The sequence below is a fragment of the Clostridium sp. CTA-5 genome (assembly GCF_054768135.1).
Genome location: NZ_BAAAAT010000001.1, coordinates 1,124,392 through 1,138,097, shown reverse-complemented (window position 1 = coordinate 1,138,097; position 13,706 = coordinate 1,124,392). Strand labels below are relative to the sequence as shown.

The following is a 13,706-nucleotide window of genomic DNA, read 5'->3' as shown; positions in this document are numbered from 1 at the left end:
AAGATGAAATTTAATGGGATTGTACCTGAATTGTCAGTTTCAGATATAAAAATATCTAAACAATTTTATTTAGATATTTTGGGATTTAATTTAGAATATGAAAGAGAAGAGGATAAATTTATGTTTATTTCTCTAGGACAAGCACAAATTATGCTTGAAGAGATTAATGGTTATTGGAATACTGGGGATTTAAAATATCCATTTGGAAGAGGAATAAATTTTCAAATAAATGTTAAAGATGTGACGAAAATCTGTAACAAACTTAAAGAAAATAATATTACTTTATTTAGAGACGTTTTTGAAAGTCATTATGAATGTGATGGAGAGGTAATTATTGAAAAAGAAATACTTGTTCAAGATCCTGATGGATATCTATTACGCTTTTCACAAATTATTAAATAAAATTTCACTTGCATCTTACCTAAGGTAAGGATTTATACTTATCTTATAATAGTATTTAAAGGAGAGTATATATGAAACTAAAAATTCAATACAATTGTTCAAATATTAATTGGGATTATGTGTCTAATATATTAAAAAGAGTTGGAATGGCATATTTTGAAGGTGAGATGCACAAAAGAGCATTTGAAAACAGTCATACTGTTGTATTTGTATTTGATGATGATAAACTTATTGGTTTTGGTCGTGCAATTTCAGATGGAATTTATCAAGCAGCAATCTATGACGTAGCAGTATTACCTGAATATCAAGGAAAAGGTGTTGGAAGAAAGGTTGTTGAGAGTATTAAAAAATGTATTCCTCAATGTAATTTTATATTATATGCATCACCTGGCAAAGAAGTTTTTTATGAGAAAATGAATTTTAAAAAGATGAAGACTGGAATGGCATTATTTTATAATGCAGAAAGAATGCAGGCAAAAGGTTTTATTGAATAAGGGCAAAATCTTTATAGATAAGAATTATTTCTTATCTATAAAGAAGGTACCATCAGTTTGAATTTCAGCATAAAAAACATCTTTTACAGAATTAATATTATAATGTCTAAGTTGTTTTTTTAATTCTTCTTCAGTTAAATTTATTTCTAGTAAATTATGTTTTATTATTTTACCATCAACAATTATTTCGGATGGAATATAGTTTATATTAGATGTGGAAATTTTCATATCCTTCTTTGTTATTTGCTGCTGTGGTTGTTTTTTTAATACACTTAAGTTACCATTGGGTTCTAAAATGGCATAATCTACTTCTAGAATAGAAAATATCCCTTCTTTTCTAAGCAACATTGACAAATCATCCATATTAATCTGATTTGATTTTAATGATTTTTTTATCAAAATAGTTGGTTGCCCATCAAGTATACTTCTTAAAGTTCCTGATTTTAAACCGATATATCCAAAAAAAATAGTTAATATACACCACCAAATTAAACTTAAAAAATCATTAAAAAAATTTGTATTAGAGTCATTAATCATATTAGCAGCTATAGAACCAATTGTAATTCCAGTAACGTAATTAAAAAATGTCAAGTGACTCATTTGTTTCTTTCCAAGAATTCTTGTTAAAAATAACAATACCATAAATATTAAAGTTGTTTTAAATAATGAATGATATATATTTCCATCCTCTAAATTCATAATAATGTCTCCTAAAATATAAAATATCTATAATATTAAAAATGAAAATAGCTAATTAATAATAACTAATAACATTTAAAATTATAATGATTCATAAACATATTTTATTCAAATTAAATTGATTTATACACATAGTTAGAGAGATAATAAATATTATGAAAAAATGTAAAAATAAAGTTTGATTTAGAAGAATATAAAAAAGAATCATTAATTTAGTAAACCCTAAAAATCTATTCTGTACACTGAATCAAAGAAAATGTAATGAATTTAAAAATATATGATTAATAAATAAAATGAAATTAGGAAGGAGATTTAAAAATGAGTTTTGATAATGAGGCTAAATTTTGGGACACTGAAAGAAGAATTAATAGAGCAAAAGTAATAGCAAATGAAATAAACAATTCAATTAATATTGATAAGAATTTTTCTGCAATGGAGTTTGGATGTGGGACGGGTCTGATAAGTTTCAATCTTTATAATAAATTTAAAGAAATCACTTTAATTGATTCATCAAGAGGAATGATAGATATACTAGATTCTAAAATTAATAAGTATAAAGTTAATAATATGATTGCTAGGCATTTAGATATATTTGATGAAAATTCATTAGATATGAAATTTGATGTTATTTATAGTTCTATGGCATTACATCATATTTGTAATACTGAAAAAATAATAAAGAGGTTTTATGAATTGCTTAATGAAAGTGGATATTTATGTATTGTAGATTTAGATAAAGATGATGGAAGTTTTCATAAAGGATATCCTAATTTTGATGGACATAATGGTTTTAATCAAGAGGAATTAAAAAGTGTTTTCAGTAGTGCCGGATTTAATGATATCAAATCAAGTACATTCTTCAATGGTATAAAGGTTATAGATGGTGAAAAAAATAAATATTCTCTATTTTTAATGAAAGCAAAAAAGTTGAAAATTAATTTATAAAATATGTTGTTTAAAACTTAAAATATAAAAAATACGTAAAATTAATGAACATCTACATAAGAAATAGTAATAGCAATTTCACCTTTACCAATTATTACAACAATATCATCATCTTTAATAGTACCTAAATGTACAACTTCATTTACGGTATCAAATCTCTTATAAAAAGTTTGATAGCCATTGGAATTAAATATTATTAAATTAGTAGCATTATTAGGTGTTAAAAATTCTGCAGTAGCTTTAACTTCCTTAATATCTGTAATATCATATATTCCTTGCTTATAGGTATTTGATACAGGAGGAATTGCTTTTGGAACTTCTGTAAATGTAATTGTTGAAATTAAAAGAAATATTAAAAACTTTTTAATTTTCATTTATATTCACCTCGCTTTAGTATATTTTGCTTAGTATTTATAAAAATATACTTTTAAAGTGCAATCAAAAGAAAATTAAGCAATAAAGATAAGTATATTTATTCAATATACAAAAACTTGTTATGGTAGTATAATATTGTTAAATATCACTTCGCTTTTAAATAATATATTAAATATACAGAAAGTTCGGAGGCAAATAAATGAAAAAATTTTCAAAAATTTTAGCATTACTTTTAGCAACGCAACTTACTTTAGTATGTGGAAATAGAAGTAAACCTGTTAATGCTGCAATAAACCCATTAGAAAAGATTAATTCCAATTATTCTATTAATGTAAATGAAACAATTAAAGAAAAGGCAAATACACTTGTTGAAAAGTATGGTGTAACAAGTGTGCAATATACAATGATGGATGCTGGTAATATAATATCATCAGGAAGTAGTGGAGTATATAGTAAAAATAGCAATAGGAGTATAACCAGTGATACCATGTATGGGATTGGTTCAACATCTAAGACTTTTACAGCAGCTGCTATAATGAAATTAGTAGATATGAAAAAAGTTGATTTAGACAAGCCTATTGTAAATTATATTCCAGAGTTTGTAATGAAAGATGAAAGATATAAAAAAATAACGACTAGAATGTTGCTTAATCATTCATCAGGAATTATGGGGAGTGCATATTCAAGAACAAGCTTATGGGATGATAATGATACAATTGCCCATGATAAATTATTAGAGCAATTAAAAACTCAAAGATTAAAAGCTGAACCAGGTAAATTTTCTGTATATTGTAATGATGGATTTACACTTGCAGAAATATTGGTTGAAAAAGTAACTGAACAAAGCTTTACAGATTTCATTCATGAAAATATAACAGTACCATTAAAAATGGATAATACAAAAACTACACAAGATGGATTTAATAGAGATAAGCTTGCAAAAACGTATAGTACAATTGCACCTACAGTAGATACACCACCAGATAGTACAAACATAATTGGTGCAGGTGGGATATATTCAACAACACAGGACTTGTGTAAATTTGGGAATATATTCACAAAGAATGGTACATTGCTTTCAGCAAATTCTGTTAATCAGATGATAAGTGGTGAATACCAAAACGGTTTGTGGTTAGATAACATAGATAATACTGAAAATATTTTTAACTATGGACTTGGCTTTGATGGAACAAATATATTTCCATTTAGCCAATATGGTATAAAAGCTATTGCAAAAGGTGGAGATACATTACTTTATCACAATGCTACTGTTATATTACCAGAGTATAATATGGTTGCAGCAGTATCCTCAACAGGTGGAAGTAGCTTATATAATGAGGTCTTAGCTTGCAATATGTTACTTGATGCTTTAAAAGAAAAAGGTATTATTCAAGAAATAAAAAGTGATAAATCTTTTAATAATCCAACTAAAACCTTAATAGATGATGATATTAAAAAATATGAAGGAACATATGGTGCATCAGGACAAATTATCAATGTCAAGATGAATGAAAATGGTACAATGGCAGTTTCAAATATATCACTTTTAGCGAAAGCACAGGATACAGAATATATCTACAATGGTAATGGAGTGTTTTTGAAACAAGATGGTAGTGAAAAAGTTACTTTTGAAAGTAAGGATGGTAAGATTTATTTAAGATCTGATTCGTATGTAAAGTTGCCAGGAGTTGGACAAACAGCAATAGCACAATATATGGGACAAAAATTAGAGGAAAATAAGTTGGCCGTAGAAGTAAGTAAAGCCTGGGAAGATAGAAATAATAAGAAATATTTTAATCTAACAGATAAGTATAATTCTGAAATATTTAGTGTTTTGCCAGCTTTTATAACTGTTAATTTTAATAATGGTTATCAAATGTCTAACAAAATCATAGATGCAAATAATTCTATTAGTGTTATTGAAGTTCCTGTAATGGCAGGAAGGGATACATTTGATTGTAATTTCTTTAAAGAAAATAATATTGAATATATGAAAGCAGCTGAAAATATATTAATTAGTCAAGATGGTCTAAAAGAAATCCCAGAAGGTAACGGCGTTTGTACTATAGAAAATAATGGATACAATGTATGGTATAAGGTCAATGATAATTTAGAAGGAAAAAAACTTACAGTAGAATTACCTGAAAATAGTGGATTTTTAGTATATACAAAAGACGGTGTATGTACAAATCAAAGTGCATTAACTAAAAATAATACTGCAACATTATCAGGTGGCGGTTATATAATGTTTGGCGGTGAAAAAGGTAGCAAAATTAACGTTACAATAGAGTAGATCAGATAAATTTAATATCACATATAATGGCAACATTATATGTGATATTTTTTAGTAAAATTAAGTAGAATTCTTATGGAAATTATTAAAGTAAATTCTAGGTATTTCATTTTATGAATATTTTAAACTTGATATTGGTATTATATTTGTAAATACACCATAATCAACTTATAATGTCAAATAATTAAATTTGTTATCAATCAAGTGAAAATAAATCCTCAACAGTTGTATTAAGCAGTTTAGCTAGTTTCATAGCTAGTTCTAAAGTAGGATTATACTTCTCATTTTCAATAGCATTAATAGTTTGTCTTGTAACACCAAGTTCACTTGCAAGGTCTTCTTGACGAAATTTTAAAGCTTTTCTTAATTCTTTAATTTTATTTCTCATTTGTTCATCCTTTTATTTATTATAAAATGTACACATAAATATATAAGATTTTGAGTAATTAAAAGAAAGAATGCTAGACTACTATTAAACGAACCAGTTTTAATAAAATCATAAGTTGACCACATAAATAAAAAAATTACTGTATAAAACCATGCAAATTTAATTGAAGTTAAACTGATGTTTAATTGCATTTCATCCATTTTTTTTAAAGCTTTCATAAATAACATCTCCTTAAAATGTATAATTCTTTTTACATTTTAATAATAAGGATCTTAATAAAAAATGTCAATAGTTTTTTACATTTTATCTATATTATAAATAAATAGGGATTTATAGAAAGATATATCATTCAGTAGAAAACTATGGAAATTAAAATTTAAAAGATGTATATTATGACTAAAAGAATATATAAATTTAATATTATAGATTAAAGAAAGGAATGTAATGATATGATTAAAGAGATTGAAATGCGTAGAAGCATACGAAAATATATTGATAAATTAGTTGAAGATGAAAAAATAATTAAGTTACTTGAGAGTGCAAGACTTGCTCCATCTGGGAGCAATACACAACCTTGGCATTTTATTATAGTAAAGTCTGAATCAAATAAACAAAAACTAGCTAAAGTAGCACATAATCAAAAATGGATGCTTTCAGCTCCAGTTTTTATTGTGTGTGTTGGAGATATAAGATGTAGAATGTCAGAAGATGCTGGTAATTTGTCATTAAATGAAAACAGTCCACAGGAAGAACTTAAACAAATAATTAGAGATACATCAATTTCGATGGAACATATTCTTCTTGAAGCAAACAACTTAGGATTAGGTACTTGTTGGGTTGCATGGTTTACTCAAGAAGAAATTAGACCAATTTTAAATATACCAAATGATAAATATGTAGTTGGCATTATTACTCTTGGTTATGCAGATGAAGAACCCAAGCCTCGTCCACGAAAAAATCTTGAAGAAATAATACACTATGAAACTTGGTAAAAATATTTATTTTTAGAGTTCCTTATATGTTTAGAGTATAGGGAACTTATATTTAGATAAATCTACATAACGAATATATTGAAAAAACATACACATTACTTTTTAAAATTTAATAATGAATTAATAAAATTATAAAATATGCAGAAGTAAATGATAGAATTTGTTTTCTTAAACAAATTCTATCATTTAATAAGACTATTTAAAATCATTCCAATAACTACAAGTACTATTCCCATTAAGCCAATATGTGTTGGAATTTTGTCATGAAATATAAATACTCCTCCAATCAATGTAAATAGCACTTCACAAGATTGTGTTGATTCTATAACTGCTAATTTATGTATATTACTACTTACTATATCAGTTGCTTTAAAAAATAGTATTGTAGCAACAACACCTGAGAAAATAGCAACTATTAAGGACTGAAATATTTGATTTTTACTTGGTAGCCCAACAGATAATAAGCCTGAGATTGATATAATTATCCAAAATGGCATACTACATAGTGTCATACCAAATACTCTTTGAAATGTATTAAACTTATTATTACAAACCTCTATCATTTTACGATTACCAAGAGGATAAGCAAATGCAGCTAAAATAACAGGCGCAATACCACAAATTGTTTTTAAACCAGATATAGATTTTGCTTCTTCAAACTGCATTAAAAATATACCTAATAAAATTATTGAAGACATTAGTAAAGATTTTTTTGGAATTTTATTTCTTATTTTACAGAGCCCATTTTCTGTTTCTATACTTCTGGAAAATAGTGGAGACATAAGAGCACCAGCAATTATAGTTATCTGCCAAGTTCCAGCAACTAACCATGAAGCACCATATGCTGAAGCAAAACTTAATGGTGCATAAAATATTCCAAAACCTATTGTACTCCAAGCAACCCATTGAATAGGTTTTTTTCTTATATCTTCCAATACGTCAATTAATTGATTTTTTATAATCATAATAGCAAATAGAATTGGCAACATAAAAATATATCGTAAAGATGAGCTCCAGAGCCAACTACCGCCAGAAATGTTCATTTGTTGATTAAGTATAAATGTAAGAGAAAAAAAGAATGAGGATGATATTCCTAATATAAGTGCTTTTGTCATTTGAAACCTCCTGTATGTTATATTAATAATATATATGTTATATTATACAATGTACAATTTACATAATCAATAATATATTATAAAATGATATATGTTATAACATATAAAATGCTATAAATAAAAGGAGTTAAGCAATGAAAGATTTGAACTTAATTATAGGTAATAAATTAAAAGATATACGAAATAAAAGAAGTTTAAGTTTAGATGAAGTGGCTAAATTAACTGGTGTTAGTAAAGCGATGTTAGGTCAAATAGAAAGGGGACAGTCAAATCCAACAGTTTCTACACTATGGAAAATTGCAACTGGATTGAAAGTATCATTTTCATTATTTATTAATGAAGATCAAGATGATTTAAAGGTAATACATCAAAATGATATTAGTCCAATATTAGAAGATGATAATAGAATGAGACTCTATCCTATATTTCCGTTTGATGTAAATAAGGGCTTCGAAATATTTACTATAGAATTAGAACTAGGTTGTAATCATATATCTACTCCTCATAATGATGGTGTTGAGGAATACATTATAGTTACTGAAGGACAACTTGAAATAAACATAGATGATAAAAAGTTTATATTAAAAAAGGGTGATTCTATTAGATTTATGGCAAATAAACCACATGTATATAAGAATGTAAACCAAGGTAAGTCAGTATTTCAAAATATAATACTTTATTTTAAATAATATAATTAATACAAAAATTCTTATCTAATAACTTAATTGAGAAAGACACATAATTCCTTAAAATACCGTATTATTCAAAATTGAATAATACGGTATTTTAATTATAGTATATAGTTCAGATGATAAAATACCTTTGAGGCAAGTTTTTTAGCTAAAATTTACCAATACATTTTCATTAATTATCTAACTATTATTTTTCTGGAATAAAAACAAGGCAAGGCCCAATAAAATCAGTAGTATACCTATACCTTGCTGCAAAGAAATAATCTCATCTAAAATGAAATAAGCAAGAATGCAAGTTCCTATTGTTTCTCCTAAAATACTCATTGATACAACTGATGTACTTAACCATTTCAATAACCAATTTAAAATAGTTTGTCCTAAAATAGTTGCAATAAATGCTAAACCAATAAAGGAATACCATGTATGTAAAGAATAATGAATAAAAGATACTTGCTGATTATAAGCATAAAGAGCTAAAAAAAGTGAACTACTAGAATATCCAATTATTGAATAAGGAACCAGTGATAAATTTTTTCTAACATGATGACCAACGAAAAAATAACAAGTAATCATACCTGCTGCTATAAAGGCAAGTAAATCACCAAATAAAGCTTGATTACTTATTTGAAAATCTCCCCATCCTATAATGAAACAACCAACAATTGCTATAAAACAACCAGTTAAGGCTCCTTTGCTGAAACGTTCTTTAAATAGAAAATACCCACCAGATATAGAAAAGAGAGGTTGTAATGTAACTATAACTGTTGAACTTGCAACGGACGTGTAATTTAGTGATTCAAACCACAAAACATAATGAATTGCTAAAAATAAGCCTGATAATAGACCAAACCCCCATTGTTTTTTTGACAGTGCAATTAATTCTTGTCGGTTTTTATTATTAAATAATAAAAATGGTAAAAGTATTAATGTTGAAAAAAATAACCTATAAAATGCTATAACTGATGAAGGAGCATTTGCCAATTTTACAAAAATGGCTGAAGTTGATAGTGCAAATACTCCCAAAAATAAAGCTAAATATCTACTAACTTGTGATTTCATTAATTTATCTCCTTTTGTTTATTATAAAAAAATATGTATAATATAATGTACAAGATGATTATATTATATTTGTGTTATGAAAAATAGCTTTATTTTAGATGTTTAATATGTTAGCACAAAACAGATAAAAAACACATTATTATGAAAAGGAGATTATACTATGAATCATCAACGATTAGGTCAAACTGTACTTAATTATCGTAAGAAGAATGGTATGACTATTAGAGAATTTGCAGACTATTCAGGTATTAGCACATCACTTATTAGCCAAATTGAACGAGGACAGGGAAATCCATCACTAAATGTATTGGAACTAATTGCAAAATCATTAAATGTACCACTTTTTACACTTTTTATTAATGATATTGATACTGATTCATTAATTTCAAAGAAAAAAGATCGTAAAAAGATTTATCGTGAAAATAATGATCATATTGTTTATGATGTATTAACACCAGATTTTATGAAAGCACACATTGAACTATTAATGATGGATTTAAATCCTAATTCAAGTACAACTGAAAATTATTATTCACATATTGATAAAGAAGAAATTGCTGTTGTTATGAAAGGTCAGGTATACGTAGAATTGGAACGCATAGAGTATTTTTTAGAAGAAGGAGATGTTGTACGTATTCCTCCTAATGTAAAACATAAATTTTTAAATAAAAGCAGCAAAACAAATAATATATTATTTGTACTTACACCATCACTTATTTAGGTATTTTGATAGTTATTGGAAAATATATGCATAAAAGTAAGTTCAATTTAAATTTATGTCATATTAAAGTTAATATATATTAATGAGTAGAAATTTATTATAAAAGTCTGTATTCCTATATACTCATAATTATAGGAAATTTATTTTTTATATTATGTAGAATCTAGAATAATAAATGGTAATGATGTTCTTTGAAAATTGAATAATGATATGTTGGGGAAATATGGTATAATAAAAAATAACTTTATAAATTAAGTAATAAAAGTAATTTATTAGATTATAATAGAAAATTTATTTTTAATTTTATGTACTATTTATACAATAAATTGCTATAAAACAAAGAGGAGAGAATGATGAAAAAATTTGATGTAAAAAGTATAGTTGTAGGCTTAATAATTGGTATAATAGGAGCTTCAGTTGTTTTTACAATAGAAAAAACAAAATTAAACACTAAGGTTGCCGCTGTTCCTGTAGTAGAAGAAAAAAAATCAGAAACTATTACTAACGCTGAAGGTGCTACTATTTCTTCAGGAGAAGGTATAAAATCAGCATCTATTACTAAGGATAAGGTTTATTTTAATGGAAATGAGATAAATTTAAAAGACCCATTAATTTCAATTGTAAAAGAAAAAGATTCTGAAGCAGAATTATATATGCCCATGAGTGAATTGCTAGAATATATGAATTTTAAAGTTGAATGGAATAGTAAAGATAATTCTGTGAATTTAACTATGAATGGTCAGAATAATCCTAAAAATATAGAAGTTGCATCTGATATTTCAAAAAATCAAGCTGACGCAGAAGCTATAGAAATTATACAAAAGACAGGAAATTGGGGATATATTGAAACATACCTACCACATATGAGTACTGATGGTATTGAAAAAGCTGTAGAAATATATAATTCAAAGCATATGAATTCATCTGAACATAAAAAAGCGTCTGATTATATAAAGAAGTAATTTTTGTTGCATAATACTAAAATAATGTTAATTAATATCGGAGATAAATAAATGAGAACAAAAAGAGTTATTGTTGTTCAGTATGATTATAAATGGAATGATGAATTTCAAAAAATAAAATCGTATTTAGAAAAGGCACTTAAAAATAGTATTGTTGCAATTGAACATGTTGGAAGCACTTCTATAGAAGGTTTATATGCTAAACCAATTATAGATATAGATGTTGTTATTAAAAATTATGATAATTTTCACGAGGTTAAATCTAACTTGGAGAAATTAAGATATTACCATGAAGGAGATTTAGGTATAAAGGATAGAGAAGCTTTTGGATATATAGAAAAGCATGAGTTTATGACACACCAATTATATGTTTGTCCACAGAATTCTAAAGAATTAGAAAGGCATATTGCTTTTCGAGATTATTTGAAAACGCATAAGGAATATAGAGAAAAATATAGTGAAATCAAACTACAAGCATCAAAAAAATATCCAACGGATATTAATAGTTATATAGAATTTAAAAGTCCTTTTATTGCTGAAATTTATAAGAAAATTGGATTATAGGATTAAATATTCATTTAATTTATATGTAATATCTTTATATTATGTACAAGTAAAAATAAAGTTCAGATTGACTAGAAGCAAAAGTAGATATTTTTTTATTTAAATAATATAATATTAAAAATATTTACACAAATAAAACAATAGATTAAAAGAAATACCGTATTATTCAAAAGAGAATATACGGTATTTTTACTAAGTAAAACTAATTACTATATGCCTTGGGAGAAAATATGGATATATGTGTAATATAGAGCTTGGTAATATTAATTTAATCAAGCTTTATATTTATTGCTTTATCTTCAAAATATTTTATATTATCAATTTCAAATGTATTCTCTATTCCTGGTATTAGTTTTATGGATTTCATATCTTTATTAGGAATATATGTGTATTCAACACCTTCTGGAGCACCGCCACCACCATATGCACAAACTTCTTTTCCATATTCGTCCACTATTTTAAATTTCACAAATTTTTCACCATTTGAGCCATTAAACTTATATCGTGTTTTTAATAATAAAGGTGACACTCTTATTTCTTCCAAAGTTACATCTATATTTTCATCTTGAGATATAAGATCAATTTTTTTATCAATAGTATAAGTTTTTCCATTATCATTGTTATTAACTTCAAATGTTAGATTCCAATCTCCTTCAATCAAAATGTCATTGTCTGTATTAGAATTCATCTTGTTTATATTTAAATCTACCGTATAATTATCTTTTAAATTAGGATTTTCAATCTTTGCTGTTAATAACATATTAAGAATTTTATCTTTATCATGTTCATTATTGTTATATGTTATACCACTTTCATTTAATATTTTCTTTTCTCCATTTTGAATAATATTAATATTAAAATTTGACCAATTTGGTGTTATTTTAAAAACTTCATTACTTTTTGTATTAAATTTTCTAGTATTAAACTTACTATAATCTATAGATACAGATACTAAAAGTTCATTTCCATCTATAACTGCCTCATGTACTATAAAGTTTATTCCTTTATCTTCAACTTCCTTTAACACATTTTGTTTATAATCTTTAACTACTTCTTCATCTTTTTCAAAGAAGCTTTCTATTGTCTTTTCTATTTTATCGTTAATCGCTGCCAACACTTCTTCATTTGTCATTAAGCTACTTCCAAGCAGTATACAGCATAAAACAGCAGCCGTTGCTTTTTTATAATACTTTTTATTTTTATTATTTTTAATTTTTTTAGATATTCTATTAACTATAGCTTGTTTTTCTTGTTCAGTTAAGTTTTCTTCATTATAATTATCTTTATTTTGAATTTTATTTAAAATCTCAAACTGATTTTTCATCTTTTACACCCTCTCTATTTAATAGAAAAATTTTTCTAAGCTTGTTTCTTCCTCTAGAAATTCTATTGTATATGTAGGAATTTTTTAAATTCATTTCCTTTGATATTTCACTTACATCCATTTCTTTAAAGCAAATTTTACTAAAAATCTGTCTATCCATATCATTTAAATTGCTTAATAGTTCATTAATTTCATTATTAATTTCTTCTTCTAAAAGATCTTCATCAATAGCTTTATTATCCTTAATTAAATTAATATCTACTTTTTGATTAATAAGTTTGGATAAGTATTTACGTTTATAATCAATTGATTTATATCTAGAAATTGATATTATCCAATTTCTAATGCTGTTTTTATCTTCATCAAACTTATCTATGTTATTCCAAATAGAAAGTAATATATCATCAAAACATTCTTCTTCATAACTTTGCAATTTAAATAAATATCTATTAATAACTCCTTTAATAAGTCCACCATATTTTTCAACTAAAAGTTCTAGACCTTTTTCGTTGCTCTTTTTTATATATTTAATTATCAGTTTGTCCTCCATGCCGTCTCCTTTCAAGTCGTTTTTTATTAACACACCTATATATACGAAATAACATTCTATATTCTATCATTTTATAAATAAAAAATATTAATTTAAATAATGTTTTTTGAAGATTGGATAATGTTGTATTT

At 25.5% G+C, this 13,706-nt stretch carries 17 protein-coding genes; 9 read left to right on the top strand and 8 right to left on the bottom strand.

The window, feature by feature from the left end; translation table 11 throughout:
- The first annotated feature begins 3 nt into the window (after positions 1–3).
- Both ACYUET_RS05230 and ACYUET_RS05225 read left to right on the top strand, forming a co-directional pair.
- Positions 4–402: a bleomycin resistance protein gene (locus ACYUET_RS05230; protein WP_460278188.1), complete on the top strand. Its 399-nt coding sequence runs from the start codon at positions 4–6 to the stop codon at positions 400–402.
- A gap of 71 nt (positions 403–473) precedes the next feature.
- Entirely contained in the window at positions 474–896 is a 423-nt protein-coding gene (locus tag ACYUET_RS05225; protein WP_460278187.1) for a GNAT family N-acetyltransferase, read from the top strand.
- Between the two features lie 24 nt (positions 897–920).
- On the opposite strand, the gene ACYUET_RS05220 is transcribed toward ACYUET_RS05225, so the two are convergent.
- Positions 921–1,595, bottom strand: a complete 675-nt coding sequence (locus ACYUET_RS05220; RefSeq protein WP_460278186.1) for a YetF domain-containing protein — start codon at positions 1,593–1,595, stop codon at positions 921–923.
- Positions 1,596–1,913: 318 nt separating this feature from the next.
- Between ACYUET_RS05220 and ACYUET_RS05215 the strand changes: the two genes are divergently transcribed.
- A complete protein-coding gene (locus tag ACYUET_RS05215) occupies positions 1,914–2,540 on the top strand; it encodes a class I SAM-dependent methyltransferase (protein WP_460278185.1) in 627 nt (208 codons plus the stop codon).
- A 41-nt stretch (positions 2,541–2,581) separates the two neighbouring features.
- On the opposite strand, the gene ACYUET_RS05210 is transcribed toward ACYUET_RS05215, so the two are convergent.
- Entirely contained in the window at positions 2,582–2,914 is a 333-nt protein-coding gene (locus ACYUET_RS05210) for a hypothetical protein (RefSeq protein WP_460278184.1), read from the bottom strand.
- Between the two features lie 200 nt (positions 2,915–3,114).
- Here ACYUET_RS05210 and ACYUET_RS05205 point away from each other — a divergent pair, with 200 nt between their 5' ends.
- Positions 3,115–5,208 carry a serine hydrolase domain-containing protein gene (locus ACYUET_RS05205; protein WP_460278183.1) on the top strand — a complete coding sequence of 698 codons (2,094 nt, stop codon included), beginning with the start codon at positions 3,115–3,117 and terminating at the stop codon, positions 5,206–5,208.
- A gap of 196 nt (positions 5,209–5,404) precedes the next feature.
- Here the strand turns inward: ACYUET_RS05205 and ACYUET_RS05200 are convergent, their stop codons facing one another.
- Together ACYUET_RS05200 and ACYUET_RS05195 are read right to left on the bottom strand one after the other, a co-directional pair.
- Positions 5,405–5,596 (bottom strand): helix-turn-helix transcriptional regulator, encoded by a 192-nt coding sequence (locus tag ACYUET_RS05200; RefSeq protein WP_460278182.1) that lies wholly within the window; start codon positions 5,594–5,596, stop codon positions 5,405–5,407.
- Entirely contained in the window at positions 5,593–5,814 is a 222-nt protein-coding gene (locus ACYUET_RS05195) for a hypothetical protein (protein ID WP_460278181.1), read from the bottom strand. The genes ACYUET_RS05200 and ACYUET_RS05195 overlap by 4 nt, the downstream gene beginning before the upstream one ends.
- 231 nt (positions 5,815–6,045) lie before the next feature.
- On the opposite strand from ACYUET_RS05195, the gene ACYUET_RS05190 reads away from it, so the two are divergent.
- The gene (locus tag ACYUET_RS05190) at positions 6,046–6,588 is read left to right on the top strand and encodes a nitroreductase family protein (protein ID WP_460278180.1); all 543 of its coding nucleotides are present in this window, start codon (positions 6,046–6,048) and stop codon (positions 6,586–6,588) included.
- Between the two features lie 182 nt (positions 6,589–6,770).
- Here the strand turns inward: ACYUET_RS05190 and ACYUET_RS05185 are convergent, their stop codons facing one another.
- Positions 6,771–7,703, bottom strand: a complete 933-nt coding sequence (locus tag ACYUET_RS05185; protein WP_460278179.1) for a DMT family transporter — start codon at positions 7,701–7,703, stop codon at positions 6,771–6,773.
- Positions 7,704–7,837: 134 nt separating this feature from the next.
- Here ACYUET_RS05185 and ACYUET_RS05180 point away from each other — a divergent pair, with 134 nt between their 5' ends.
- Positions 7,838–8,392, top strand: a complete 555-nt coding sequence (locus ACYUET_RS05180) for a helix-turn-helix domain-containing protein (protein ID WP_460278178.1) — start codon at positions 7,838–7,840, stop codon at positions 8,390–8,392.
- Positions 8,393–8,575: 183 nt separating this feature from the next.
- Here the strand turns inward: ACYUET_RS05180 and ACYUET_RS05175 are convergent, their stop codons facing one another.
- Entirely contained in the window at positions 8,576–9,454 is an 879-nt protein-coding gene (locus ACYUET_RS05175; protein ID WP_460278177.1) for a DMT family transporter, read from the bottom strand.
- Positions 9,455–9,614: 160 nt separating this feature from the next.
- On the opposite strand from ACYUET_RS05175, the gene ACYUET_RS05170 reads away from it, so the two are divergent.
- The 3 genes from ACYUET_RS05170 to ACYUET_RS05160 all read left to right on the top strand — a co-directional run bounded on the left by ACYUET_RS05170 (position 9,615) and on the right by ACYUET_RS05160 (position 11,701).
- Positions 9,615–10,175: a helix-turn-helix domain-containing protein gene (locus tag ACYUET_RS05170; RefSeq protein WP_460278176.1), complete on the top strand. Its 561-nt coding sequence runs from the start codon at positions 9,615–9,617 to the stop codon at positions 10,173–10,175.
- Positions 10,176–10,528: 353 nt separating this feature from the next.
- Entirely contained in the window at positions 10,529–11,137 is a 609-nt protein-coding gene (locus ACYUET_RS05165) for a hypothetical protein (RefSeq protein WP_460278175.1), read from the top strand.
- A gap of 51 nt (positions 11,138–11,188) precedes the next feature.
- A complete protein-coding gene (locus ACYUET_RS05160; RefSeq protein WP_460278174.1) occupies positions 11,189–11,701 on the top strand; it encodes a GrpB family protein in 513 nt (170 codons plus the stop codon).
- Between the two features lie 268 nt (positions 11,702–11,969).
- On the opposite strand, the gene ACYUET_RS05155 is transcribed toward ACYUET_RS05160, so the two are convergent.
- Together ACYUET_RS05155 and ACYUET_RS05150 are read right to left on the bottom strand one after the other, a co-directional pair.
- Positions 11,970–13,025: a DUF4179 domain-containing protein gene (locus tag ACYUET_RS05155; protein WP_460278173.1), complete on the bottom strand. Its 1,056-nt coding sequence runs from the start codon at positions 13,023–13,025 to the stop codon at positions 11,970–11,972.
- Positions 13,009–13,575 carry a sigma-70 family RNA polymerase sigma factor gene (locus tag ACYUET_RS05150; protein WP_460278172.1) on the bottom strand — a complete coding sequence of 189 codons (567 nt, stop codon included), beginning with the start codon at positions 13,573–13,575 and terminating at the stop codon, positions 13,009–13,011. The genes ACYUET_RS05155 and ACYUET_RS05150 overlap by 17 nt, the downstream gene beginning before the upstream one ends.
- Positions 13,576–13,706: the final 131 nt, after the last annotated feature.